Here is a 24,830-nt window from a genome sequence, read left to right as displayed (position 1 = left end):
CCTACTCCACCTTCGCCGGCGCGGGCTGTGTGGCGGGCTGCAGCGAGGCCTGGTTGGCGATGCGCGCGGCATTGGCCATGCCGGCGAGCGCCGCGGCGCGCTTCTGATCGTTGGCGCCGCCGGGCTGCACCACGCCGCACGACATGATCAGCGTCGCGGCATCCTCGGTGCTCATCTCGATCTCGATGATCTTGCTCTTCGGCACGTAGAAGAAGAATCCGGTGGTCGGGTTCGGCGCGCAGGGCAGGAACACCGAGATGTGCTCCTCCTCTGCGGGCAGGCTGGCGGCAAGTTCAGGGTTCGGCGCCTGCGAGATCAGCACGATCGACCACATGCCGGGCGACGGAAACTCGACCAGGCCGACGCGGCGGAAGCTCGAGCCGTTGCCGGAGAACAGCGTCTCGAACACCTGCTTCAGGCCGCGATAGATCGCCCGCACCGCCGGAATCCGCCCGAGCAGCCGTTCGCCCAGATCGACCAGGGTTCGCCCGATCAGATTGGCGGTGAGGAAGCCGAGCAGCGTCAGCGCGATGACGGCGACGATCAGGCCGGAACCGGGCAGCCCGAACGGCAGGTAGGTTTCCGGCCGGTAGGCCGTCGGCACGAACGGCCGGACCAGATTGTCGACCCAGTTCACGAACCACCAGGTCAGATAGAAGGTGATCGCGATCGGACCGGCCACCACCAGGCCGGTCAGGAAATAGTTGCGAAACCGCGCCATCAGCCCTCGGGGAGCGTCCGGGGGCAGGTCACCTGGCGCGGGGGGAGGCACTTTGTTGGAAGTCATTGCGGTTCCTAGGTCGTCGAAGCGGCGTCGAAGCGGCCGTAGTCCAACACCCAGCTAAGCCATTCTGACGCATTTTTGAAGGGGCCGCGTGAAGCCGCGGCTTGCGGCTATTCGACCGTGACCGATTTGGCCAGATTCCGGGGCTGATCGACGTCGGTGCCCATCACCACGGCGGTATGATAGGCGAGCAGCTGCACCGGAACGGCGTAAACGATCGGCGCGAAGGTCGCCCCCATGTCCGGCATCACGATCGTCACCAGCGACTGGATGGTGGCCTCCGCCGCGCCCTTGGCGTCGGTCATCAGGATGATCTTGCCGCCGCGGGCGGCGACCTCCTGCATGTTGGAGACGGTCTTCTCGAACACCTTGTCGTAGGGCGCGATCACCACGACCGGCATGTGCTCGTCGATCAGCGCGATCGGCCCGTGCTTGAGCTCGCCGGCGGCGTAGCCCTCGGCATGGATGTAGGAGATTTCCTTCAGTTTCAGCGCGCCTTCCAGCGCCAGCGGATAGCTGGTGCCGCGGCCGAGATAGAGCACGTCGCGCGACTTCGAGATCTCGCGCGCCAGCTTCTCGATCTGCACTTCCGTGGTGAGCGCTTCCGACATCAGGCGCGGGATTTCGACCAGGCCATGCACCAGCTTGGCCTCGTCGGCATCGGACAGCTCGCCGCGCGCCTTGCCGGCGGCGACCGCGAGCGAGGCCAGCACCATCAGCTGGCAGGTGAAGGCCTTGGTCGAGGCGACGCCGATCTCGGGGCCGGCCAGCGTCTGCAGCACGGTCTCGCTCTCGCGCGCGATCGTCGAGGTCGGCACGTTGACGACCGACAGCGTGTGCGCGCCCTGCGACTTGGCGTAGCGCAGCGCCGCCAGCGTGTCGGCGGTCTCGCCCGACTGCGAGATGAAGACCGCAAGGTCGCCCTTGCGCAAGGGCGCCTCGCGGTAGCGGAATTCGGATGCGACATCGAGCTCGACCGGCAGCCGCGCGAGCTTTTCCAGCCAGTATTTTGCGACGAAGCCGGCATAGCTCGCGGTGCCGCAGGCGGTGATCGAGATGCGCTGGATATCCTTGAAATCGAACGGCAGCTTGACCGGCATGGTGACGCGCTCGGTCGCCATGTCGACATAGCGCGCGAGCGTGTGCCCGACCACTTCGGGCTGCTCGTGAATCTCCTTCGCCATGAAGTGGCGATAGTTCGCCTTGTCGACCAAAGCAGTCGCAGTGGTGTGCTTGATCGCCTCGCGGTGGACGATGGCGTTGTCCTTGTCGAAGATCGTGGCGCCCTTGCGGTTGAGCACCACCCAGTCGCCGTCCTCGAGATAGCTGATCGTGTCGGTGAACGGCCCGAGCGCGATCGCGTCCGAGCCGAGATACATCTCGCCCTCGCCATGGCCGACCGCGAGCGGCGGGCCGTTGCGGGCGCCGATCATCAGATCGTCCTCGCCGGCGAAGATGAAGCCGAGCGCGAACGCGCCGCGCAACTCCGACAGCACCGCCCTCACCGCCTCGATCGGCTTGACGCCGCCCTTGAGCAGATTGTCGACCAGATGCACCACGACCTCGGTGTCGGTCTCGGTCGAGAACACCGCGCCCTTGGCCTCGAGGCCCTCGCGCAGCTCGCGGAAATTCTCGATGATGCCGTTATGCACCACGGCGACGCGCTCGGTGGCGTGCGGATGCGCGTTGTTCTCGGTCGGCCTGCCGTGGGTGGCCCAGCGGGTGTGGCCGATGCCGGTGTGGCCGCCGAGCGGCTTGGCCTCCAGCCGGGCCTCCAGATTCTTCAGCTTGCCCTCGGCACGGCGCCGCGCCAGGGTGCCATTCTCCAGCGTGGCGACACCCGCGGAATCATAGCCGCGATACTCCAGCCGCTTGAGCGAATCCACCAATTGCTCCGCGACCGGAGCGCGTCCAAGAATGCCGACGATGCCGCACATGCGGTTCACTATCCCCAAAATCGCCGAAAATTTGCCGAAGTGGCGACACGGTCCCTTAACGGGAATCGCCGGCCGCAAGATACTCAATAATTATTGCCGATTGCGACAGTCTTAAACGGCAAGGTTGATGCAAAAGGCTGGTTAATCGGGGCTAACTATTTTGGCAAGAGTGCGTCAGCGGGCCCCCGCCGGCGCCTACGGTTTGTGGTACAGCTCGCGTAGCCCGGATGAGCCAACGGGTCGCGCGAACGCGCGCCTGATGACAGGCTCCGCGACATCCGGGTCTTCGGTCCCGCATATCGCTTCGCTCATGCGGGCTACAAGATGCAAGGCAGGCGTCCACGCCCGCAGCGACAGCCTAATGTTCGACCCGGTAGAGCCGCCATCGCTCCGGCACGCCCTTGAGCTGGTGCGCGCCGCGATCCTTGAAGCGGATTCCCGACTCCGGCATCAGATCCTTGACCGCGCTCGAGACCAGCACTTCGCCGGCATGGGCTTTGGCGGCGACGCGCGCGCCGATGTGAAACGCGAGACCGATCACCTCCGCCCCGCTCACCTTGTATTCGCCCGCGTGCAGTCCGACCCTGATCTCCAGTCCCAGCGTGCGCACGGCGTCACGGATCGCGGTCGCGCAACGGATCCCGGCGGCCGGCGCGCCAAACGTCGCCAGCACGCCGTCTCCTGTCGTCACGACTTCCTTGCCGCGCAAGGCCTTCAGCTCCCGACGAACGGCGGCGTAATAGTGATTCATCACCTGCGCCCAACGTGAATCGCCGAGCCGCGCGGCCTTTTCGGTCGATCGGACGATATCGACAAAGAGGATCGTGGCGAGCGCCTGTTTGAGCTCCGGACTTCGATCGGCGGTTCGCCGCCGGTTCGCAATATTTCCGGTCAGTGGCTCATAGCGATGGCTGCGCCGCCGCGCGATTGCGGCCTTTGTGTAGTCCTGGGCACGCTGCACCGCGCGGCAGCGAATGGTTTTTTCCTGCGGTGGAAACGTCCAGTAGACCCTGCGCCCGACTCCGGCGCCCTGAACCTCCACGGCGCCCCATTTCAGGAAGACCGTCGAACCAACCCGTCGAATGCACCATGCCTTTGACGTGTATCCGGAAACGTTCGACTGATGGACTCCGATGCGAAGGAATTTGGGCATGAGCGTCCGGCCGATCGAAAGAGCGCTGGGGTGCCAACCTGGGGTAAAGCGTAGTCAACCATTCCCCTATTGGCAACAGCACCGGCATGCAGCTACCCAAGCCGCCTACGATCGCCCATTTCGTTCGAACCGCCGTCAGGAACCAAAGGTGCGACTGCGATTGAAGTTGCTCACATCGCGCCGCTGTCCGTTCGATACAGCGTCAGCATCGACGGATAGAATTGCCTCGTCTTGCGCTTCCGCTATCGGCTGTTCTTCGTCGCGAAATCGTGCCGGGGTTAGCCGGCTGCGGTCGACCGTCACGTCAAAGATGTCGAAGCGGTTGTAGTAACCGACCACGTCGTGAAACTGTTTCGGCTCGACGCAATGATTGAGATCGATCTCCGCGTAGGCGATCCCCTCCTGGTCCTGCAATTGATCGCCAAACACGTTGCCCGTCGGATCGACGAAGAAGCTCGCGGCACGTGGTGTCCGGTCGATCACGTCGGCGATATTTCGATCGCGTTCGATGAGGAAGGCACGCATCGGCTCATCCATATAGCCGGCGGTCACGATCCCGAAGACCTTGGCTTCGAAGCAGTGGGCGCTGGCCCGGATGCGGTTGGCGGCGACGTTGTCGAAATTGCCGCCGCCTGCCGGACGCCTTGTGGGCCACATCGGCGGCCAGCTCGAGATGTGCACCTGTTCGCCCTGCGCCATCAGCGCGAAGCGGGCCAATGGATTGGTGTTCTCGCCACAGATCAACCCGCCGATCCGGCCCTGCCGCGTCTCCGCGACCTTGAGGCCCGCACCATCCCCCGACGACCACACCAGCTTCTCATAGAAGGTCGGAACCAGCTTGCGGTGGTGGACCAGAATTTCACCGGTCTCCCCGATCAGCAGATTCGAGTTCCACAGCCCCCCGACGCTGACGGTTGAGCGTTCGCTGATGCCGATCGAGACGGTGACGCCGAGGGCGCGCGCCTCGGCGCAAAGCTGCGCCACTTCCGGTCCGTCCGCCAGCACGGATTGCTCCGCCATGCGCACGAACAAGTCGTGATTGTCGATCGGAGGCCACAGCGCGGCCCAGACCGGAAAGGCGGGAATATAGGTTTCTGGAAACGCGATCAGCTCGGCGCCGGCCCTGGCCGCCTCGCGAATGATGGCGATCGCCTTTTCGGTGGTCGCCCGGCTGTCGAGGAAGACGGGCGCAGCGTGGACGGCAGCAGCCTTGAAACGAGGGAGCATGTCGAAAAATCCCGGCTAGGATGGGTGGACGAAGCGCTATCATCCCTGCCCTCCCGGCGTGCATCGGAATTGTCGCAAGGTCGGTTGCGAAGGATCGGAGCCGCTGGGCGTTGGAACGGGAATTGCTTTGCTGACAAGGTCCGCAATCGGGAGGCAGGTCATGTTCGATACGATCAACTGGGACGATTTGCGGGTCTTTCTCTGCGCCGCCCGCGCCGGAAATTTGAGCCAGACAGCAAAGCGGCTGCGGCTGGACCATTCCACCGTCAGCCGGCGCATCGCCCAGATGGAGGCTTCCCTCGGGGTTGCGGTGTTCGAACGCCACCGCACCGGTCTCAAGCTCAACGAAATCGGCGAGCGGTTGCTGCGTCATGCCGAGCGGGTCGAGAGCGCGGTGATCGCCATTCGCGAGGAGGCCAGCGCCGGCGACACCCAGGAACTCGCCGGGAACGTGCGGCTCGCCACCATGGAGGGGATCGCCTCGCTCTACCTTGCGCAACGCTTTGCCAAGCTGCGTCGCACCACGCCGCAACTCACCGTCGAACTCGTCACATCAGCCCAGACGGTCTACGTCCACAAGCGCGAGGCCGATCTGTTCGTGTCGTTCTTCCGGCCACCCGGTCCGGGCCTGATCTCGGAGCGCATCGGCAAGTTTCGGCTTGGGCTATTCGCGAGCCAGAGCTATCTCGACCATCACGGCACGCCGGCAAGCCTTCGCGACCTCGGGGATCATTGGTTCGTCTCCTACATCGAGGACCTGGTCCAGGTCGATTCGGTGCGCTGGCTCGCCGACGTCATCGAAGAGCCGAAGATCGCCTTCCACTCCAACAGCATGATCGCGCAGATGAACGCTGCGGCGGGCGGCCTCGGCATCGTGATGCTGCCGAGCTTTGCCACAAACGACCGGCCCGACCTCATACCCGTGCTGCCCGCCCTCGCCGGCACCGTTCGGGAGGTGTGGCTCAATGTCCATAGTGACCTGCAATTTGCCCCGCGCATCCGCGCCGTCCGCGCGTTTCTGAAAAATACCCTGAAGCAGGACCCCGACATGCAGGTCACCCTGGCCGATGCCGTGCCGTAGCCGCGCACGGCAGATTGCAAAAATCCATAATTCCCTTCCGTCGGAGCCCGGCTGAAGCTCCTCCGATTGGCGCCAGGCAGGGCGCGCTGAAGTTTTGAGGGGCCAAATATGAAGGTGGTTACGTCAGGCAATGTCGATCCGGCGTCGAGCGTCGGCGCCTTGGCCAAGAAGCGGCTAACGGTCGCGCTCGTTCTCAGCGTCGCGATGATGGTGATCTATTTCGGCTTCATGGGGCTTTTCGCGTTCGACAAGCCGCTGCTCGGCACCATCCTGATGCCCGGCCTGACCCTCTGCATTGTGCTCGGCCCGCTCGTCATCATCTCGTCCTTCGCGCTCTGCCTGGTCTACGTGCTGTGGGCGAACCGGGTGTTCGACGCTGGCATCCGCAACCTTCGCTAAAGGGGCAGAAAAAATGGGCAGCAGCGCGCTTTCTATCGGGTTCTTCTTCGCCTTCATGAAATTGACGCTGGCGATCACCTATTGGGCCGCACGGCGCACGCGCACCACCGAGCACTTCTTTGCCGCCGGTGGTCAGGTCACGCCGTGGCAGAATGGCTGGGCACTCGCGGGTGACTTCCTGAGCGCCGCCGCCTTGCTCGGAATTGCCGGCATCGTCACCTCAAACGGCTTCGACGGCATGATCTATTCGATCGGCTGGCTTGTCGGCTGGCCGATCATTCTGTTCCTGATCGTCGAACCGTTGCGCAACGTCGGCCGCTTCACCTTCGCCGACGTCGTGGCCTATCGCCTGCGTCAACGCCCGGTGCGCCTTGCCGGCGCCGTCGGTACACTTGCCGTCATCCTGTTCTACCTGATCGCCCAGATGGTCGCGACAGGATCGCTGATCAAACTGCTGTTCGGCCTGCCCTACACCTGGTCGGTCGTCATCGTCGGCAGCGTGATGCTGGTCTATGTGCTGTTTGGCGGGATGTTGGCGACCACCTGGGTGCAGGTGGTCAAGGCTGCGTTGCTGATGGGCGGCGGCATCCTGCTCGCCTTCCTCGTCTTGACCCATTTCGACATGAACCCGCTGAAGCTGTTCGCCGCGGCGTCCGAGAAATACGGCACCAGGGTTCTGCAGCCGGGATCGAAGGTGATCTCCGGCCAATGGGATGCCATCTCGCTCGGGCTCGGCCTGATGTTCGGGACCGCCGCGATGCCGCATGTGCTGATGCGGGCCTATACGGTGAAGGATTCCAAGGCCGCGCGGCTGTCGATCCTCTATGCAACCGGCCTGATCGGCGTATTTCATCTCATGGTCTTCATCATCGGCTTCGGCGCCATGGTGCTGGTCGGCCCCGAGGCGGTGGCAAAGGCCGGAGGCGGCGGCAACATGGCAGCGCCCCTGCTGGCGCTCACCGTCGGCGGCAATGCGTTCTTCGGCTTCATCTGCGCGGTCGCCTTCGCGACGATGCTCGCCGTCGTCGCGGGGTTGACGCTGTCGGGCGTCGCAACGCTCTGCCACGACGTCTGGACCAATGTGATCCGGGACGGCACCGCTTCGGAGGCCGAGCAGCTCAAGGTCGCGCGCGTCGCGACCGTGATGATTTCCATCCTCGCCATCATTCTTGGGGTCGCGTTCGAAGGCCAGAACGTCGCCTTCATGGCGGGGCTTGCGTTCTCGATCGCCTGCGCCGCGAATTTCCCCTCGCTCGTGCTCGCCATCACCTGGCGCCGGTTCACGACGCCTGCAGCCGTGGCCAGCATCCTCGTCGGCACGCTGAGCTCCCTGGTGCTGATCTATCTGTCGCCGACCATCCAGGTCGACATTCTCGGCAAGCCGCTGGCCGCGATCCAGCATGAATGGTGGTTCGTATCGCTGCGCAATCCTGCGATCATCAGCATGCCGCTATCGTTTGCGGTCGCGATCCTGCTCTCGCTGGTCACGCGGGAGAAGAACGCAAATTTCGCTTTTGACGAGATGCAGCGGCGCATCCTGTTCGGACCGGTCCAGCCGAACACCGACGCGCCGCGCCAGGCGAAAAGTGCCGCCTGAACCGCGTCGGCCGGCCGACGATACGATCGCGTTCTTGCTGGCGCCCCCTAGTGGCCGGTGTCCCCTTGCGAACGCGAAGGCATGATGCGAGGGCGGTCACAAGCAAGCCCAGTCTCGCCGGGGAGAGCACGTATAAGCCGTAACCCATCGCGCAGGGGAAAGCCGGGCTGTTTCCGGTTACACCTTTGGTCCTACCCCCGAGCTTTCTACCCATTGCTCGGGGCCCATGGGTGCGATCGGCACCCGGCTTTCCCTGCGCCCTCTTCATGGAGAGGGTGGAACGAAGAGCAAAGCTCGGACGATTCAGGTCGCGAGAACGCAGATGTATGACTCGCAGCTTGCGCAACCCATTCGTTGTCGTCCTGGCGAAAGCCAGGACCCATTACCCCGAATGAGACTTCTTTCGCGATGCTGGGGCCACGATCCCGTTCATATCATCAAATGCGGTGGCTAGGGTCCTAGCTCCCGTGCGCAATTGCGCGCTAGGTGGTGTGGACTCTAAGGATTCCCTTTTAGGAGCAAATCAGATTCAAGGCTGCTTTTGGGGAGGCCGCCTTGGGTGTGATGGACCGTTTGGTATTGAGCGACGCGGCGTGGGAGCGGATAGCGCCGCTGATCATAGGGCGCCCCGATCAGAAGGGCTCCACCGGGCGCGACAACCGGATGTTCGTGGAAGGTGTGCTGTGGATCGTGCGTACGGGGTCTCCCTGGCGCGATCTTCCGGAGGTGTTTGGGGACTGGAACAGCGTGTTCCGGCGCTTCAGTCGATGGAGCATCAAGGGTGTTTGGTGGCGGATCTTCGAGGCGATGTCCGATGATCCGGACTTCGAATATCTGATCGTCGATTCCACCATCGTTCGGGCGCATCAGCACGCCGCCGGCGCCAAAAAGGGGGGTCTGAAGATCAAGCGGAAGATCAAGCGATCGGCCGCTCGCGCGGCGGCCTGAGCACCAAGATACATATGGCCGTTCGAGGCTTGGGATGTCCGGTGCGGTTCAAGCTCACCGCAGGTCAGAAGGGCGATGCACCGCAAGCCGCCGCATTGATCGAAGGCTTATCCGCCGAGGTCATCATGGCCGATACGGCCTATGACGCCGATCACTTGCGCCAAGCCATCGCCGCCAAAGGCGCGCTCGCCGTGATCCCCAACAACCCGTCACGTGCGCTCAAATATCCACTCGACAAGCATTTCTATGCCCAGCGTCATCTCGTCGAATGCTGCTTCTCAAAGCTCAAGCAGTTCCGCCGCGTTGCAACCCGCTTCGAAAAGACCGCCCGAAATTACCTGGCCGTCGTCACTCTCGCAGCCATCGTCTTATGGATGCGATAAGTGTCCACACCACCTAGGCCAGGACGACGGTCGCGTGTGTGGTACCTGTCATCGCCCGGCTCGACCGGGCGATCCAGTACGCCGCGGCCCCTCGGCTCAACAACAGGTGTCTCTGGAATACTGGATCACCCGCATGCGCGGGTGATGACACCTCGGATCGGGATGCGCAGCAACGACATCGTCAGGCAGGCGTATGCCAGCGACGCGACTGCCTCACTTCCCCTTCGCAGCCTTCGCCTTCATCTTGGCCTGGCGATAGCGCGCGGCGCCGCCTTCGCGGATGGATTGTTCACTACGCTCAATCGACATCGCGTCGTCGGGGACGTCTTTGGTGATGACCGAGCCCGAGCCGATATAGGCGCCCTTGCCGATCGTCACAGGCGCGACCAGCGACGTATTGGTGCCGACGAAGGCGCCCTCGCCGATCAGCGTCTTGTGCTTGAGGAAGCCGTCATAATTGCAGGTGATGGTGCCGGCGCCGAGGTTGGAATTGGCGCCGACATGGGCGTCGCCGACATAGGAGAGATGGTTGACCTTGACGCCGGCCTCCAGCGTCGCGGCCTTGGTCTCGACGAAATTGCCGATCCGCGCGCCGTCGCCGAGCGAGGTGCCGGGCCGCAGCCGCGCATAGGGACCGACCGACACCTTCTTGCCGATGCTGGCCTCGACGATGTGCGAGAAGGAATGGATCACGGCGCCGTCGTCGATCGAAACGCCGGGGCCGATCACCACGAACGGCTCGATCGTGACGTCCTTGCCGAATTTGGTGTCGGCCGCGAGATAGACCGTCTCCGGCGCGATCAGGGTCACGCCGGCCTCGAGCGCCTGCTTGCGCAGCCGCGCCTGCATCACGGCCTCGGCCTCCGCGAGCTGCGCCTTGGTGTTGATGCCGCGCACTTCGTCTTCGCTGGTTTCGATCACGACGGCCTCCAGTCCCAGTTCCCTGACAATGCCGACGGCATCGGTCAGATAATATTCGCCCTTGGCGTTGGCGTTGCCGATCTTCTCGATGATCGCGAGCGCGGTCTTGCCACCGAACGCCATCACGCCGGCGTTGCACAGCGTGATCTTGCGCTCCTCGGGATTGGCGTCGGCCTGCTCGCGGATCGCGACCAGCCTGCCGTTCTCGACCACCAGCCGGCCATAGCCGGTCGGGTCGGCGGCGCGGAAGCCGAGCACCGCGAGATCAGCGCCGTCGCGCAGCGGCGCGCGCATCCGCGCAAAGGTCTCGGCCGAGATCAGCGGCGTGTCGCCGAACGCGACCAGCAGGTCGTCGGCGCCGCGGGCGATCGCCTCGCGCGCGGCCAGCACCGCATGCGCCGTGCCGAGCCGTTCGCGCTGCACGAAGGTCTGCGCGTCGGGACGCACCCGGCGCACCTCGGCGGCGACCGCCTCGTGGTCGGGGCCGATCACGACCGCAAGCTGCAATCCTTCGCCGGCGGCGGCGGCATTGAGCACATGCGACAGCAGCGCCTGGCCGGCCACCGGATGCAGCACCTTCGGCAGCGACGATCGCATTCGCGTGCCCTCACCGGCCGCAAGCACCACAGTCAGGCTGGTTCGCGCAGTCATTCGCAATCCTCGATCTCCCGCGCAGTTCGCTGCGCAAAGCTTACTTTGAGGCCGTCTTTAATTGTTTTCCCCGGCAGAAGAAACCGTTTCGCCCCCGCCGCCGCTCAGAATCAAGTTCCCGGTCCATTTCCTGTTAATCTTTACCTCGTGATTCGGCGGGCCTTGAGGAGGGCCAAGCGGGCTTTGGCCAAAGATCGCGACAATCTGGCGGCGGATTTCGACACCGAGAGCACCACCGGCTTTTTGGCCGAGGAGGAAGCTTTCGATCGCCGCATGCTATGGCGACTCGGCTCGTGGGGCGTCGCCGCGGTCGGCGCCGTGATCGTCGCCGTGATGGCCAACCAGTCGGCGCTGACGCTGAAGCGCGACCAGGTCGCAGCGTCGGACATTGCACGCCAGGCCCAGCAATTGCAGACGCTGGCGAAAGAGAGCCACAACGAGACGCGCCGGCTGGCGTCCGCGATCGATACGCTGAGCGGCGACCGCGACCGGCTTTATTCACGCATCACCAGCCTGGAACAGGGCCTCGACTCCGTGACCGGCACGATCGCCAAGCAGGCCACGGCACCGGCGCCGTCGAGCTCTGCAGCGGCGGCCCCCACGCAACCCGCTCCCGCCAATTCAGCGCCCGCCGTTCCGGCGCCCGTGCCGGCCGTCGCCCCGGTCGCAACCACGCCGCCAGCCGCGCCGGACAAGTCGGCGATATCAGGCAAGACGGCTGCTTCAACCGACAGCAAGCCGGCTGGACCGGTCGAGAAGCCAGTTGCTGCGGTCGAGAAGCCCGCGGTGGCCGACAAGAAACCTGCTCCCGCGACCAAGCCGCAGGCCGTGTCCGAGAAGCCGCCGGCCGCGGAGAATTCGCAGCCGGCCTCTTCGCAACCGGGCTCCGGCTTTGCAGCATCGATTGCGAGCCCGATGACGGCGGCCGCGGCTGCCAGCGCCGAGGATGCAAAAGCGGTTGCGTCTGTGCCCCCGGCCACGCCGGTCGCGGACAAGCCGCTCGTGGCATCACTTGAGCCAGCGGCGAAAAAGGCCACCGAGGCCGGCAAGCCGCCGACCGCCAACGACGTGACCGCAGCACCGATGCCGCCGCTGGTCATCACCCCCGATCCAGACTCCGACGTCGACGACGATGCCGGCGCGCCGAAGGCGCAGATCCAGCGCACCGATTTCGGCGTCGATCTCGGCACCGCGAATTCAGTCAACGGGCTACGCGCGCTGTGGCGCGGTCTGTTGAAGTCCAAGGCCAACGCGCCGCTGGCCGCGCTGCGGCCGATCATCGTGATCAAGGAAGGCAGCAACGGGCTCGGCATGCAGCTGCGCCTGGTGGCCGGACCGCTGAACGACGCCGGCACCGCCGCCAAGATTTGCGCGGGCCTCAGCCTGATCCAGCGGACCTGCGAGACGGCGATCTATGACGGCCAGCGGCTCGCCCTGAACGAGCCGCCGGCCGGCAGCAAGCCTGTCCCGGCGCATCGGCGGATGGCGCCGAAGCGCACCGCTGCACCACCCCCGCAGCCTGTGGCCGAGGACAAGAAGCCGGAGCCGACGACGATTTCCTCGATGTTCCGGCGGAACAGCCAATAATCATGTCCGGCAAGGGATTACGGCCAAATTCTCAACCGATTTCGCTGCTCTGACCGAGCCTTGTCCCAGAACCTTTTCCCGACCATAGTGCCGCGATGACAAAACCTCCGTTCCGCCTCTCGCCCTATCAGGTCCAGTTCCTGCTGGTCATCGGCTTCCTCACCGTCGGTTACGCACTGTATGTGCGCTATCTGGCGATCGAATTCTCGCCCGTTGCGCTGGCCTGCGACGCCGGCACGCAGAACATGCTCTGCAAGGCGCGCGCGCTCTCGACCGTGCTGTTCAAGAATTCGGTGTTCGGCATCACCGCGCTGGTGATCGCGGTGCTGAACCTGACGCGGCCGTCGATCGTGCTGCTGACTGTCGGGCTGATCGCCGCCGGGCTCGGCATCGTGCTCTACAATGTCGTGCTGTCGGGGCTCGCGATCGGACTGTTTATCCTGGGTTTTGCGCGGCCCGCGCCCGCCACAGCGTAGCCGCCAGCAGCAGGTACATCACGCAGGTCCAGTCCGACTGCCAGTTGATGGTGCCCTCGTTGATGAACATGTAGCCGGCCGCGATCGCCAACAGGCCGGCGAACACGGACTCCGCGACCGGCCGGACGCCCTCCTTGGGGCGATTGAGCATGGTCAGCAGCGCGAACGGCACCACGGCCATGGTCAGCGAAGCATACGGGAAATCGCGATAGCGCGGATCGAAGGTGAAGCCGAGCGCGGTCTCGGCCGCGATCACGGTGGTCACCGCCAGCACGATCGCCAGCAACGCGCCGATCGCGCCCTTACCGCGATAGTCGCGCGGCCCGACCAGTTCGAGAAAGGTCGGCAGCGAGCGCCCGGCGATCAGTGCATGCGCCGTCAGCAACGGCGAGGCGATCGCGGCCGCGAGCAGCACGGCCCAATGCAGCCAGCCGCCGGCGCCGTAGCTCTCATAATACATCTTGTCGCCGGCGATTCCGAGCAGCGTCCCCGCCGTCGTCGCCGAAATGGCGACCGCGAACCAGGCCGACGGCCGCGGCGTCCAGGGCCTACGGCGCAGCGTCAGCCAGGCCACAAAGAAGGTCGCGACGGACAGCGCCATGCCGCCCGCCATCTGCAGCTTCCAGGCGGGATAGTTGCTGATCGCAACGCCCGGCGGATACTTCACCTGCCGCTTGATCGAATCGAACAAGCCCCAATAGCCGCCGACGGTGCCCTCGAGCCTGCGCTTCCAGGGCTGGTCGTAGGCCTCGATCAAATTGACCCGAAACCCCTCGCGCTTGGCGAGATCGAGGATCTCGGACACTACCCGCGCCTGGTTGGTGCGCGACGGCAAGGCGCCCTCCCGCATCCGTCCGGTGCTCGGCCAGCCGGTCTCGCCGATCAGGATCTCCTTGCCCGGGAACGTCACCGCCATCCGCTTGCGGATGTCGTCGACATGGGCTGCGGCGTATTTGGCCTTGATCGGGATGTCCTCCCAATACGGGAGGATGTGAATCGTGACGAAATCGACCGCCTCATAGATCTCGCGATTTTTCAGCCAGTATTCCCAGACGTCGGCATAGGTGACAGGGACATTGCCCGCTGCCGCCTTCACCGCGCGAATGTTGCCGGCGAGATCGGCGGCCGTCATCTCGCCGCGCAGCAGCACTTCGTTGCCGACGATCAGCGCGGTGATCACGCCGGGATATTCCTTGGAGAGCCGCACCGCGATCGCGATCTGCTGCAGGTTCTTGAAGCGATTGCTGCCGAGCCAGATGCCCTGCATCACCTTCAAGCCGACCTTGGCCGCAACGCCGGGGACCTGGTCGAGGCCGTTCTCGATCGAATAGGTGCGCACGCAATCGGTGACCTTGGCGAGATCGGCGAGGTCCTGCTCGATCTGCTCGACCGGGATTTGCGTGGTGGGATCCAGCGGCGTCTGGGCGCCGCGGAACGGCGTGTAGGACACGCATTGCAGCTTCGCGGCAGGATCGATCGGCGCGCGCGCGAGCGTGATCGGCGTGGCGAGCCACCACCACACGGCTGCAATCACGGCGAGCGAGATCAGGAGAAGCGCCAGCGGCGTACGAAGCGAAATCGGTTCCATCCTCCGGGGGACCGTCGAATTAGCCGGTCACAGCCCATCTGCCAAGAGTAGGATTAGGTCAATACCATGGTTGTCCTGCGACAGTTTTGCGCTGGTGCGATAAAGTTGTGAGTTTGCTGGACAAAATACCAAATTCCAGTCATGGGATTCCGCCAGAGTCTCCACCGCGCTGGAGCCCTATTTGGACGGCATCACGCGAGCCGTTAGGATGATCCCGCGGGGGCAGGAACATATCGGGGAATGCATGCGTCGACGGCTGCTTGAGTTGAAGAACACTGCTTTGCGCCACCTTGCCGTAACGGGCCTTGTGGCAGGCCTTGCGCTCCTGACCGGAGCCGGCGGCGCTTTCGCCCAGTCAGGCACGCCGAACCCGCCGGACCAGGCCAAACAGCAGCCTGGGCAGGCGGACGCCAACGCAAATGCCGCGCGGGAAGCCAACCAGCGCAAGGTCGAGGAATTCGTCGAGGCCCAGCAGGCCATCAACGGTCCGGCTGGCAACCCGGAATGCGTCTGGCTCGGCCGCCGCGTGGTCCGTCTGATGTGGAACGACGACCTCGACACCGCCTTCCGCCATCTCGACCTCTATGACCGGTTCGGCTGCCCCGGCGGCCACGTCCAGGCTGCGTTCCGCTGCCTGACCCGGTTCGGCGCCCAGATCGACGACAAGGTGCGCGGCAGCCTCGACGGCCGCATCCACGCCTGCTGGATCAATCCGGGCGCCCAGCCGCAGGCCGCGGCTGCGGCCGCCGCGCCCACCCCGGCACCAGCGACCGCCGGCACCGCTGCGCCTGCGCCCGCCGCCTCGCCCTCGCCCGCGCCGACCCCGTCGGCATCACCGGCGCCGGCATCGAAATAACCGCATTCCGCGATCGGGTCCGGCTGCGATTTTTTTCGCGGCTGGAACGGCTTGCGCCCTTAAAACGCCATCGCGGCACACCAGTTGTTAAATCGGATGGCGGAGATACTTTGCCTCCGCCGCCGTGTTGGTCGAACCCAGGGGACGGGTTCGCTTCGTCCTCACTCTCAGGCCCCGTATGGTTTAACCGCGATGCGCGCCGTCGTCGCCGTCCTGTTGCTTGTCACCGCCGCCCACGCCGCCCTGTGGGGTCTCTTCCAGGAGAAGCAGTCGGCGCCCGATTTCCGTGGCACGCTGCCGAGCTTGTCCTACGCCCCGTTCGAGTCAGGCCACACCGTCGCGGATGTCGCCGCCGACACCGAGAAGGTGCGCACCGACCTGCGAAAGCTCTCCACGCTCACAAAGGCGGTCCGTCTCTATTCGTCGACTGAAGGCAATGAGTTGGTGCCGCCGGTCGCCGCCGAATTCGGCATGAAGGTCACGGTCGGCGCGTGGATCGACAAGGACGCCAACCGCAACAGCCGCGAGCTGTTCAATGCGATCAATCTCGCCAAGCGCAACAGCAATGTCATCGGCATCGTCGTCGGCAACGAAACTGTGTTCCGCGGCGAGCAGGTCCCGATCGAGAACCTCGGACCGTTGCCCAAGGCGGACGACCCCAGCCCAGACGAGGCCGAGCGCTATCGCGAGGATTTTGCTCGCTTCCTTCGCGACGAGGCCCCGCGCATTCAGCGCGAGGAGGACGCACGCCTTCACGATGCCGAAGTGCAGCCCGAGGACAAGCGGGCCGAGGCGATGAAGTGGGCGATTGCAGAGAACAATGTGCACCGGCTGATCAGAGTGATCCAAACGGTCAAAAAATCGGTCAACGTCCCCGTCACGACCGGTGAAATCTGGAACATCTGGCGCGATCACCCGCAGCTCGCCAATTCGTCCGACTTCATCGCCGCTCACGTGCTGCCCTACTGGGAAAACTTCACCGACAAGCAGGCGGTGGACCAGGCAGTCGACCGCTACAATCTGTTGCGTGATTCATTCCCCGGCAAGCGCATCCTGATCGCCGAATTCGGCTGGCCCAGCCAGGGTTACAATCTGCGCAACGCCGAGCCCGGCCCGTTCCAGCAGGCTACCGTGCTGCGCAACTTCGTCACCCGCGCCGAAGCCATCGGCATGGACTACAACATCGTCGAAGCCATCGATCAGCCCTGGAAGTTCTTCGAAGGCGGTGTCGGTCCCTACTGGGGCATCCTCAATGCCGACCGCGAAGCGAAATTCGCCTGGACCGGTCCGGTCACCGATCTGAACTACTGGAAGATTGGGCTGGTCGCCGTGCTGGTCGGGCTGTTCATGTCGCTGCCGATCCTGAGGTTGGATTCGCCGACCGTGATGCAGGCGCTGCTGCTGTCGGCCGCAGCCAACGGTGTCGGCGCCTGGGTTGCGACCGTGTTCTCCTACTGGACCACGCACTACTTCGTCTGGGGCTCGGCCTTTGCGCTCAGCCTTGGCCTGGTGCTGCTGGTTCCGCTGGTCTTGATCGCGATGGCGCGAATCGAGGAGATCGCTGCGGTGGCATTCGGTCGCGGCCCGCGCCGGTTGATCGGCAAAAGCGAGCCGCTTGCTCCCGCCACGGTCGGCGAGAGCGTGACGTTTCCGAAAGTCTCGATCCACATCCCGGCCTATTTCGAACCGGTCGAGATGCTGAAGCAGACGCTCGATGCGGTGTCGCGGCTCGACTATCCGAATTTCGAGTGCGTCTGCATCATCAACAACACGCCCGATCCCGACTTCTGGCGGCCGATCCAGGATCACTGCCGGCTGCTCGGCGAGCGCTTCAAGTTCATCAATGCCGAGAAGGTGCAGGGCTTCAAGGCCGGCGCGCTGCGCATCGCGATGGAACGCACCGCTGTTGATGCCGAGATCATCGGCATCATCGACGCCGACTATGTCGTGCATCCGGACTGGCTGAAGGATCTCGTGCCGGCCTTCGCCGATCCGCGCGTCGGCCTGGTGCAGGCGCCGCAGGAGCATCGCGACGGCGACCGCTCGCTGATGCACTACATCATGAACGGCGAATATGCCGGCTTCTTCGACATCGGCATGGTCCAGCGCAACGAGTTCAACGCCATCATCGTGCACGGCACGATGTGCCTGATCCGCCGCGCCGCGATGGACAAGGCCGGCGGCTGGTCCAGCGACACGATCTGCGAGGACACCGATCTCGGCCTCTCGATCCAGCAGCAGGGCTGGCTCACGCACTACACCAATGTGCGCTACGGCGAAGGCCTGCTGCCCGACACCTACGAGGCCTTCAAGAAGCAGCGCCACCGCTGGGCCTATGGCGGCTTCCAGATCGTCAAGAAGCACTGGCGGCGCTTCCTGCCCGGCGCCAGCCGGCTGACGCCCGATCAGCGCCGCGAATTCTCGCTCGGCTGGCTCAACTGGCTCGGCGCCGAAAGCCTCGGCGTCGTGGTCGCGATCCTCAATCTGATCTGGGTCCCGATCGTCGCCTTCGCCGACATCGCGATCCCCGACAAGATCCTGACCTTGCCGATCATCGCCTCCTTCATCGTCTCGCTGGTGCATTTTGTCGCGCTCTACCGGCTGCGGGTGAACATCAAGGCCGCCCAGATGCTGGGCGCCATGATCGCGGCGATGAGCGTGCAGTGGACGGTGTCGCGCGCGGTGGCGCAGGGCCTGATCACCGAGCATCTCGCCTTCGCCCGCACCTCCAAGGGCGGCCTGTCACGGATGTCGATCGAGTTCCAGGCGTTCTGGGAAGCCGTGATCGGCGTGCTGCTCTTGGTCGGCGCCATCGTGCTTGTCGTCACCAACGGCTACAAGCAGGTGCGCGAGATCTACATCTTCGCCGGCGTGCTGGTGCTGCAAAGCCTGCCGTTCCTTGCCGCGGTTTCCATCGCGATCCTGGAGAATTCGCGGATCAACGAGTTCTCGTTCTGGCGCAACAGCGCGATCCGGACGGCGGAACTGATCGGGTTGCGCCCGGTCAGCCTGCCCTCGGTCGCCGCCCCGTCGCAGCCGGTCGGATCGGAAATCCGCCACGACGGCTGAGCCGACTTCAAGAAACGGCCCTAACCACAGGTGGGGGAACAGCAAATCCGGCGGATCGATGCACAATTGACCGCCCCTCGGCTATTGACCCGATGGGCCCTGCCCCCTACACAGCGCGGGCTGGAGCAAGATCCCAAGTGCGGGCTAACCTGCGGGTTACCCTGCTGACGTCCGGATCCGATGTTCAGGTGAGTGAGCGCGTAGCTCAGGCGGTAGAGCACGTGACTTTTAATCATGGGGTCGAGGGTTCGAGTCCCTCCGCGCTCACCAACAAATCACTGATTTCACTTGAGGAATATCCGTAAGACATCATGAGCCCTAGACTCGGCCGTCTTATCGGGTAACGCCTGGGTAACAGATTTTCAGAGCAAAGACGCTCAACGCCGGGCACCTTCAGGCAGAAGTCGACAAGCGGTAAGCCAAATTTGGCGCAAGCGAACGTGCGAGCAGCGCGCATAGCGCCGCCCCCTATTGCCCTAGATGATCGCGCCACTCGTTCACCGCGCCGGGCAACAGTTCGTCGGTTGGAGACAGATCAAATCTGACCGCAGCGCCATTTCGCTCGAAATTTGATGCCCGAATCCCCGTCCAAAAGAGAGCCAGGTTACGGTCGGCCGTACACAGCATCGTCGACTCATCAGGAAAGAACGCGAAGAGGTAAATCAGCATCTCCAGCGAGCGTAAGTCGACCAACGCGTTATAAGCGTCCTCCTCCCGATAACCGGCCTTGAATTTCAGCAACCTCTTGGCGGGACTGACCCCGTTGCCAAAAAATGCCGCGCTCAAAGCCGCAAGGACCACGAGTGAACTGCGCGAAACCCCGCATTGATCCGCAGTGGCAAACACCTCATCCCTTCGCGCGGGCATGTCCGCCCTGCTGACCGGCGTGGCAAGGCTCGGAGCTAACCGCATTAGGAACTGCTGCTTTCTTGTGATGCCTGCTCGCGTGTCCTCAATCAATCCAAGGGCGCCTTGTAGGCTGCCGGGGCCGACGACTAATTTAGCGGATGGTAGCGCGGTCCGTAGCTTCGTGATGACTTCGTCGAGCTGATCGCGCACTTGCTCGGCAGTGGGAATCGCTCGCGTATTTCCCTCCATCGCAAATAGTAGTGGATTGATCTTCACGGGTTGATCAGCAAAGAGGTCAAGGAAATCGGGATCAGCGCCCACGGCCTTCCCCCTGTCGAAACGACCGACAATCTGTGAAACGATGTTTCTATCGATCAAAATCGTCGAGCTATTCGTCGCGGCAAAGGCTGGGGGCAACCAACCTCCCTTGACGAGGCCAATTGCTCGCGAAGTGAAGTGACTTTCGAGCACCCCATTTGCGTTGGACAAAACTTTCTTATCCAGGCCCTCGATGTTGGTGTCGATAATCTGAGTGCCGTCCCAGTTTATCGAGATAGTCAATTTCTTGTCCGGACGCGCCTGAATCAATTCAGCGTATCCGAGAGGCCGCAGGTTTGCAGGAAGGGTGACAAACCTGGCCGGGCGTCCGTCGGCCTGCGGCAGCTCTTCGATGCGGATCAGCGGACCGCCTGCATCGGTCGAGCTTGATATCGAGATCGTTGCGTCGTCCACGTTACGTCTCTCGCAGCTAGTCGAAGGGAAGCAATGGTATCATACATTTTTGAAGCCGGGAGAACGTGCGTTACGACTTCCGTGTTTCTTTGGCCTTTTCCTTCCTGCGCTTCCGTTCCGCCTCATACAGTTTCCTGAACTCGCTCGGGAAATAGATATTCTCCGTTGCCCATTCCCACAATTCGTCGGCGTGCTTGTCTTGCTCGACCGTCCCCTTATCCAGCGGGTCCAAGAACCTCAGCACTGTCACAGGGTTCACCATACGGTATCCTAACCGAATTCGACCATGCTTGAAGTCCGGTGGCGCAAACGAAAAATTCCAATTCAGAGCGATACGTCGAAGGAGTTTTCCCCGCTCGCCGCTTATGACCTTTTCAAGGTTCGAGTAAAGGTTGCGAGAGCTTGGATCGTCCCTCAGCATGCGCTCGCGTCGAGTTTCGTCGGGAAAACCCGCTTTGCCTTTATGTTGCTGACCCAAGAAGTGGCTCTCTAGCGGTTGGCACAACCGTCTTACCGCGAAGACCAATTGGTCAAGCTTAAGAATGTCGGCCTCTCGCTTGATGTATCCAATCATTTGATACCGATTGTCGGGCTGGCCATACAAGTACACCCGACGCACAAACTCTTCGACCGGTTCACTCCCTAAGCCAAATAGCCCTTCTTCTAGCCCGACTGGCGTCTCGACCCTCACTGGCAGCAGCTCCGGAGCTAGGGATTGGACTTCGGGATACAGGGCCGTTATGTCGTGTCCATAGCGCTTGGCGCTCCGACCGTTCAACAGAAGCGCGGCTTTTAGATACTTTTCTATGCAGTGCGCCGCCAGCCAAAAGAAATCGACATCAAGGCCGTATTCAAAGCACCACCGCGCATTCACATAATTGTCGTCGGCGGTCTTAATGAAGAACTCATCTACCAAGCTGTAGGGATACAGTTCGTCTAGATCAATGCTCATAATTCAACACCGAGCCGTGACACAGGGTGCGCTAGGAATCCGCCAAAGGAGCATCAGTTTTTTTGTTCGCACTTAGTAGATCAACTTCTCTTTGAATGACTCTCAGGCACATCCACCGCAGGCGATGCAAAAGCCCACGCTCCTCGGACGAGAGACGATGTTTGCCGCGATGAACTATTTGAGATCGCACGTCGTAGATTCGCCTGAAGGTGTCGAGAACCTCCGCCCTTTGCTCTTGGCTATTCCCAATGAGGTACGCGCATCTGTTTCTGAGAAGTTCGTTTAATCCCATTTGATCCGAAGTCGCTTTATCGCCCAATACGATCTCAATCACGACCATCGACTGCACGTACCTCAGCAGTTCGTCCGCGCCATGGCTTCCGTCAAAATACCATTGAGAGGCCAACAGGAGCGATTCCGCCTTTTCCTTCTGCCGAAATACGCTGCGCATTTCCTCGAAGCACCGTTCGCTCCACGCATCTTGCCGCTCCTGAGAGTTCACCCATCCATGGGCATCTCCAAGCCGCAACGTATCTAGGGTTGCTGCAAGACTATCGCTCAGCTCCAGCTTCCCTTGCACCTCCCAAGAACCATCGGACCGTTCTCTGTGAACGACCAACGATGCACTGGATTCAGTCACGCCGTACTCAAACTGAGTCTGAAATAACTGAAGGGCAAGCCCCAACCCAAAAACCGAACGGATCGTCCGTTGTACATCTTGATCAGTGTTGGACCCGCCATACGTACCGATAAAGCCATGCACGGCTATCTGTAGATATAGGGCGTTCTCATCCCATTTAGCCTGCTCGTCCGGAAAGAACAACGAGAGAGCGGGACGAGGAACAAGCCTTTCGCGAATCTGGGGGGTCGGCGTTTCGAGCGAAAACTCATGTGCGAAGGCAGTTGTTGCGCGAACGATCCTGATGTTAGGTGCCAGCTTAACTTCGCTTCGCCCCACTCCGATTATCTTTTCCAAGCGTGCAGGGAGACGAAGCGACAGCGTGTAAGCATGAGGAAGACTTTCGAACTCGCTAACGAGCCGTCGAGCAAGCGCCTGCGGGTCGTTAAATCGTTCGAGTGTCGTCAGCTTAACGTTCGGCCCCTCTGACACAAATTTTTCGGCAGCAAGTTCTCGGGTTAACGTGTGAATGACGAATTCGGTGAAGGGTCTTTCGTCAATAGAACTGACTAGCTGCTCATGAAGCTTGCCTTTTTTTGGGAGCACATTTTCGACGCGATCAAGCAACATCCAAGTCGGAAAGCGTTCGAGAAACATCCCATGCCGCACTTCGAAAAGTGGGATAGCTTCAGCTAGGGCCTCAACGAGGCGAGTTTTGCAGTCTGTATGCAGTTCCAGTGGCATTTTTCTTCCGAGCTGCTCCAGCTTGACAATGCCAGAACATAGTGAGAACGTTTAGCTTGGACCTACCACGGAACAGCCTTCAATGTCCACGGCAAGCGCCCCCAATCCACAATCAGACGTGGAGTGGCTGGAAACGGCTGCGGATCAGGCAATCGCAACGCACGCGAGGCCGTGAAGGCGCTGTTGATTGCGAATGAATTCCTTGAAGCCGAACTGGAGAGTCAGGTTTCGCACGGCTATGTTCGCGGCGTGCGACACGGAAGGCTTAAGACCTATTCGGACTGATAAGCGAAGAGCGATTAGGAATTATATGATGCCAAGCATTTCGGAAATTTGGACAGGTCTGGTTCAGCAACCTTGGTTGATAAGGATGTTGATCGGAGCCATCGTCGGCGGATTCTTGTTTGTAGTTGTTCCGGCCATCACAGGCATCAAGAGCAACCCAACGGGCGGAGGAGCTGGCGGCAGTGCTAAAGTTGTCGGTTCGGGTACTGCCATAGGCGGCAAAGGAGGCGGGGGCGGACCTAATGGTCCTGGTGGTGCTGGCGGAGCCGCAGAGGTGAACGGCGACGGATTTGCGCTTGGAGGTGAAGGTGGCGAAGCAGGTCAAGCTGATCGAGGGGGACGCGGTGGTCGATCACCAGTTGATGTCCTCGAAGAAATGGGGCTCGCGAATGATACAACTCGACAAATTCGAATCTTTCAGAAGCTAGCGAACGAATTTATTGCGGAACACCCAGAGAAATCTGAAGCTATCCACTCTGGCAAAGAACAGCTGCCAGATGAATGGACTAACCAACGTCTGCGGGCCATCGGTTACGATTGGCACTACACATCTACGGAAAATGGTTACCGCCTTGAGCAACTGAAATAGCGTTCGCGAACCGAACGCCCTCCGAAGACCAAAGCTCCGCGCGGCCTTACGACTTCAACGGGCACTGCGTCGGATTCAGCTAGGTCGATTGCTGGGAGCGCTCTTGGACGCTTCGACAAAGGCGCGGCCCACGTCCCCCAATTCGGGAGCAAATTCGATCCCCAGCCGTCCGTCCTCTGCCGTACAAACCTTAACGAGATGACGGCGGTCTTCGTCGAGAGCAGACGCAAGCGTCTCCTGCATCTGCTCTGCCGTTAGGTCCCGCCCCCATACATGGCGGGTGACTACCAACTCCATCAACCGTTCTAGGTCCACGGGCAAATCACCGTCCGCTCGATCTGCCATGGACAATCCTGCAACCACTCAAACACATCATCAAGACTGTACGGCGTCACGACTTCACGATCACCCGGCCTCAGTCCAGGTCCTTCGATCAGATGAAACGAACCACACGGCTTCCGCACCATGATGTCCCGAATCTCATGCTCTATGCCCGTACGTGGATCGAAGTCCGAAAACACGCGTGTAGCGAAAACAAAATCCTGCATTGCCCTGCCCCAAAAATCAGAATGCTCTGTCTGTTGCAAAGCGGCTCATCGGCGTCAAAGGGATTATTTTCGAGCAGATGTCATTTGGTGTTAGTGTGAGCTTACAAACCTCACAGATTTGAAGCCGGTTCGATTCGAACGACACTCGCTAAAGCAGAATTAGCTCACCTGATGACGGCGGATTTCTCCAACGGTCATGTCCAGTGCGGCGACATGCTCGGCAGCAAGCCCCCGCTGAATGAGGCTAACAGCCCATCCTTCCGGGATAGCGTCAAGCACTCGGTCAAGCGCCTCCTCACGTGAGGTCGCCGCGAGCCAAATCTGGACCTCGCGGGCGTCGGTCGTCACGCGAACTAACTGGACCTCAGTGGCTCGTTCCATCAACAACAACAATTGCAAGGGCCACGGAATTGTTTCTAAGAAGGTTGGCAAAGCTAGGGCGGGAACCGCAAGGGATCATTTTAGCCTATCACGGAACCGCGACCCTTGGCCTACCCACTAGGTCGTCAGCCGTGGCAAAGGGTGGAACGGTTCCGCATTAATTTGGAAGCCCGTCCGTCCCGCCGAACCCGTCAAATCGCCCGCGCAGTCCTGCGGGATCGCCCCAGCCAGGATAGCGCTGCAATAGCTCGCGCAAGCGGCGCTTCCCGAACGCGCGTTCAAGCATCTCCGGGCCTGCATACTTAATAAGGTACTTCACGAAGGTCTGCGATACGCCGCTGCGAGGTTGCGCCGCGAACCATGTGAGCGCGGGAATGAGGTGGTCCGGCCAGTCGTTGTTTAGCCAGATCAAGAGCCGCATGGAGTCGCCGTTCATGTCGCGCAGGCTCGCGAGCCCGTAGGCAATCGTGTCCG

At 62.2% G+C, this 24,830-nt stretch carries 19 protein-coding genes, 1 tRNA gene and 1 pseudogene; 10 read left to right on the top strand and 11 right to left on the bottom strand.

Annotation, left to right across the window (positions count from 1 at the left end; translation table 11 throughout):
• Nucleotide 1 precedes the first annotated feature (1 nt).
• The 4 genes from V5279_RS22690 to V5279_RS22675 form a co-directional block, all read right to left on the bottom strand.
• Complete coding sequence (locus tag V5279_RS22690; RefSeq protein ID WP_414645737.1) at nucleotides 2–787, bottom strand: DUF502 domain-containing protein; 786 nt, start codon at nucleotides 785–787, stop codon at nucleotides 2–4.
• A 107-nt stretch (nucleotides 788–894) separates the two neighbouring features.
• A complete protein-coding gene (gene glmS, locus V5279_RS22685) occupies nucleotides 895–2,721 on the bottom strand; it encodes a glutamine--fructose-6-phosphate transaminase (isomerizing) (protein ID WP_338687817.1) in 1,827 nt (608 codons plus the stop codon).
• A gap of 358 nt (nucleotides 2,722–3,079) precedes the next feature.
• Nucleotides 3,080–3,874 (bottom strand): adenylate/guanylate cyclase domain-containing protein, encoded by a 795-nt coding sequence (locus tag V5279_RS22680; protein WP_338687814.1) that lies wholly within the window; start codon nucleotides 3,872–3,874, stop codon nucleotides 3,080–3,082.
• A 135-nt stretch (nucleotides 3,875–4,009) separates the two neighbouring features.
• Nucleotides 4,010–5,101 carry a carbon-nitrogen hydrolase family protein gene (locus V5279_RS22675; RefSeq protein ID WP_338687812.1) on the bottom strand — a complete coding sequence of 364 codons (1,092 nt, stop codon included), beginning with the start codon at nucleotides 5,099–5,101 and terminating at the stop codon, nucleotides 4,010–4,012.
• Between the two features lie 160 nt (nucleotides 5,102–5,261).
• Between V5279_RS22675 and V5279_RS22670 the strand changes: the two genes are divergently transcribed.
• The 4 genes and pseudogenes from V5279_RS22670 (at nucleotide 5,262) to V5279_RS22655 (ending at nucleotide 9,509) form a co-directional block, all read left to right on the top strand.
• Nucleotides 5,262–6,182, top strand: a complete 921-nt coding sequence (locus tag V5279_RS22670; protein ID WP_338687810.1) for a LysR family transcriptional regulator — start codon at nucleotides 5,262–5,264, stop codon at nucleotides 6,180–6,182.
• A gap of 108 nt (nucleotides 6,183–6,290) precedes the next feature.
• Nucleotides 6,291–6,581 carry a DUF485 domain-containing protein gene (locus tag V5279_RS22665; protein ID WP_166205061.1) on the top strand — a complete coding sequence of 97 codons (291 nt, stop codon included), beginning with the start codon at nucleotides 6,291–6,293 and terminating at the stop codon, nucleotides 6,579–6,581.
• A gap of 13 nt (nucleotides 6,582–6,594) precedes the next feature.
• On the top strand, nucleotides 6,595–8,178 hold the full coding sequence (locus tag V5279_RS22660) for a solute symporter family protein (RefSeq protein ID WP_338687804.1): 1,584 nt from the start codon (nucleotides 6,595–6,597) through the stop codon (nucleotides 8,176–8,178).
• Nucleotides 8,179–8,742: 564 nt separating this feature from the next.
• Nucleotides 8,743–9,509 (top strand): annotated as a pseudogene (locus V5279_RS22655) (IS5 family transposase).
• Nucleotides 9,510–9,722: 213 nt separating this feature from the next.
• Here V5279_RS22655 and glmU read toward each other — a convergent pair.
• Complete coding sequence (gene glmU, locus V5279_RS22650) at nucleotides 9,723–11,081, bottom strand: bifunctional UDP-N-acetylglucosamine diphosphorylase/glucosamine-1-phosphate N-acetyltransferase GlmU (protein ID WP_338687801.1); 1,359 nt, start codon at nucleotides 11,079–11,081, stop codon at nucleotides 9,723–9,725.
• A 183-nt stretch (nucleotides 11,082–11,264) separates the two neighbouring features.
• Between glmU and V5279_RS22645 the strand changes: the two genes are divergently transcribed.
• The gene (locus V5279_RS22645) at nucleotides 11,265–12,668 is read left to right on the top strand and encodes a hypothetical protein (protein ID WP_338687799.1); all 1,404 of its coding nucleotides are present in this window, start codon (nucleotides 11,265–11,267) and stop codon (nucleotides 12,666–12,668) included.
• Between the two features lie 95 nt (nucleotides 12,669–12,763).
• Complete coding sequence (locus V5279_RS22640; protein ID WP_029081899.1) at nucleotides 12,764–13,144, top strand: hypothetical protein; 381 nt, start codon at nucleotides 12,764–12,766, stop codon at nucleotides 13,142–13,144.
• Here the strand turns inward: V5279_RS22640 and V5279_RS22635 are convergent.
• Complete coding sequence (locus V5279_RS22635; protein WP_338687789.1) at nucleotides 13,104–14,732, bottom strand: beta-(1-6) glucans synthase; 1,629 nt, start codon at nucleotides 14,730–14,732, stop codon at nucleotides 13,104–13,106. The genes V5279_RS22640 and V5279_RS22635 overlap by 41 nt on opposite strands.
• Before the next feature lie 244 nt (nucleotides 14,733–14,976).
• Here V5279_RS22635 and V5279_RS22630 point away from each other — a divergent pair, with 244 nt between their 5' ends.
• The 3 genes from V5279_RS22630 to V5279_RS22620 all read left to right on the top strand — a co-directional run bounded on the left by V5279_RS22630 (nucleotide 14,977) and on the right by V5279_RS22620 (nucleotide 18,927).
• Nucleotides 14,977–15,588: a beta-1-3, beta-1-6-glucan biosynthesis protein gene (locus V5279_RS22630; protein WP_338687787.1), complete on the top strand. Its 612-nt coding sequence runs from the start codon at nucleotides 14,977–14,979 to the stop codon at nucleotides 15,586–15,588.
• A 192-nt stretch (nucleotides 15,589–15,780) separates the two neighbouring features.
• Nucleotides 15,781–18,657, top strand: coding sequence for a glycosyltransferase (locus V5279_RS22625; protein ID WP_338687785.1), 2,877 nt, complete (start codon nucleotides 15,781–15,783; stop codon nucleotides 18,655–18,657).
• A 194-nt stretch (nucleotides 18,658–18,851) separates the two neighbouring features.
• Nucleotides 18,852–18,927 (top strand) — tRNA-Lys (locus V5279_RS22620).
• Nucleotides 18,928–19,125: 198 nt separating this feature from the next.
• Here V5279_RS22620 and V5279_RS22615 read toward each other — a convergent pair.
• From V5279_RS22615 to V5279_RS22605, 3 genes are all read right to left on the bottom strand, one after another.
• Nucleotides 19,126–20,238 (bottom strand): hypothetical protein, encoded by a 1,113-nt coding sequence (locus V5279_RS22615; protein ID WP_338687783.1) that lies wholly within the window; start codon nucleotides 20,236–20,238, stop codon nucleotides 19,126–19,128.
• Nucleotides 20,239–20,308: 70 nt separating this feature from the next.
• Entirely contained in the window at nucleotides 20,309–21,190 is an 882-nt protein-coding gene (locus V5279_RS22610; RefSeq protein ID WP_338687781.1) for a HEPN domain-containing protein, read from the bottom strand.
• Between the two features lie 31 nt (nucleotides 21,191–21,221).
• A complete protein-coding gene (locus V5279_RS22605) occupies nucleotides 21,222–22,553 on the bottom strand; it encodes a hypothetical protein (protein ID WP_338687779.1) in 1,332 nt (443 codons plus the stop codon).
• Between the two features lie 313 nt (nucleotides 22,554–22,866).
• Here V5279_RS22605 and V5279_RS22600 point away from each other — a divergent pair, with 313 nt between their 5' ends.
• Nucleotides 22,867–23,427, top strand: a complete 561-nt coding sequence (locus V5279_RS22600; protein ID WP_338687777.1) for a hypothetical protein — start codon at nucleotides 22,867–22,869, stop codon at nucleotides 23,425–23,427.
• A 305-nt stretch (nucleotides 23,428–23,732) separates the two neighbouring features.
• Here the strand turns inward: V5279_RS22600 and V5279_RS22595 are convergent, their stop codons facing one another.
• Together V5279_RS22595 and V5279_RS22590 are read right to left on the bottom strand one after the other, a co-directional pair.
• Nucleotides 23,733–23,975 (bottom strand): hypothetical protein, encoded by a 243-nt coding sequence (locus V5279_RS22595; protein WP_338687774.1) that lies wholly within the window; start codon nucleotides 23,973–23,975, stop codon nucleotides 23,733–23,735.
• 538 nt (nucleotides 23,976–24,513) lie between these two features.
• Complete coding sequence (locus V5279_RS22590; protein WP_338687773.1) at nucleotides 24,514–24,792, bottom strand: hypothetical protein; 279 nt, start codon at nucleotides 24,790–24,792, stop codon at nucleotides 24,514–24,516.
• Nucleotides 24,793–24,830: the final 38 nt, after the last annotated feature.

The sequence above is a fragment of the Bradyrhizobium sp. 26S5 genome (assembly GCF_036923295.1).
Lineage (GTDB): Bacteria > Pseudomonadota > Alphaproteobacteria > Rhizobiales > Xanthobacteraceae > Bradyrhizobium > Bradyrhizobium septentrionale.
This window is presented reverse-complemented; position numbering and strand designations above follow the sequence as displayed.

Excerpts from the sequence above, each read along its gene's own strand:
- V5279_RS22690 (WP_414645737.1), bottom strand. The coding sequence starts at position 787 with ATGACTTCCAACAAAGTGCCTCCCCCCGCGCCAGGTGACCTGCCCCCG.
- glmS (WP_338687817.1), bottom strand. The coding sequence starts at position 2,721 with ATGTGCGGCATCGTCGGCATTCTTGGACGCGCTCCGGTCGCGGAGCAA.
- V5279_RS22680 (WP_338687814.1), bottom strand. The coding sequence starts at position 3,874 with ATGCCCAAATTCCTTCGCATCGGAGTCCATCAGTCGAACGTTTCCGGA.
- V5279_RS22675 (WP_338687812.1), bottom strand. The coding sequence starts at position 5,101 with ATGCTCCCTCGTTTCAAGGCTGCTGCCGTCCACGCTGCGCCCGTCTTC.
- V5279_RS22670 (WP_338687810.1), top strand. The coding sequence starts at position 5,262 with ATGTTCGATACGATCAACTGGGACGATTTGCGGGTCTTTCTCTGCGCC.
- V5279_RS22665 (WP_166205061.1), top strand. The coding sequence starts at position 6,291 with ATGAAGGTGGTTACGTCAGGCAATGTCGATCCGGCGTCGAGCGTCGGC.
- V5279_RS22660 (WP_338687804.1), top strand. The coding sequence starts at position 6,595 with ATGGGCAGCAGCGCGCTTTCTATCGGGTTCTTCTTCGCCTTCATGAAA.
- glmU (WP_338687801.1), bottom strand. The coding sequence starts at position 11,081 with ATGACTGCGCGAACCAGCCTGACTGTGGTGCTTGCGGCCGGTGAGGGC.
- V5279_RS22640 (WP_029081899.1), top strand. The coding sequence starts at position 12,764 with ATGACAAAACCTCCGTTCCGCCTCTCGCCCTATCAGGTCCAGTTCCTG.
- V5279_RS22635 (WP_338687789.1), bottom strand. The coding sequence starts at position 14,732 with ATGGAACCGATTTCGCTTCGTACGCCGCTGGCGCTTCTCCTGATCTCG.
- V5279_RS22630 (WP_338687787.1), top strand. The coding sequence starts at position 14,977 with ATGCGTCGACGGCTGCTTGAGTTGAAGAACACTGCTTTGCGCCACCTT.
- V5279_RS22625 (WP_338687785.1), top strand. The coding sequence starts at position 15,781 with ATGCGCGCCGTCGTCGCCGTCCTGTTGCTTGTCACCGCCGCCCACGCC.
- V5279_RS22610 (WP_338687781.1), bottom strand. The coding sequence starts at position 21,190 with ATGAGCATTGATCTAGACGAACTGTATCCCTACAGCTTGGTAGATGAG.
- V5279_RS22605 (WP_338687779.1), bottom strand. The coding sequence starts at position 22,553 with ATGCCACTGGAACTGCATACAGACTGCAAAACTCGCCTCGTTGAGGCC.
- V5279_RS22600 (WP_338687777.1), top strand. The coding sequence starts at position 22,867 with ATGCCAAGCATTTCGGAAATTTGGACAGGTCTGGTTCAGCAACCTTGG.
- V5279_RS22595 (WP_338687774.1), bottom strand. The coding sequence starts at position 23,975 with ATGCAGGATTTTGTTTTCGCTACACGCGTGTTTTCGGACTTCGATCCA.
- V5279_RS22590 (WP_338687773.1), bottom strand. The coding sequence starts at position 24,792 with ATGAACGGCGACTCCATGCGGCTCTTGATCTGGCTAAACAACGACTGG.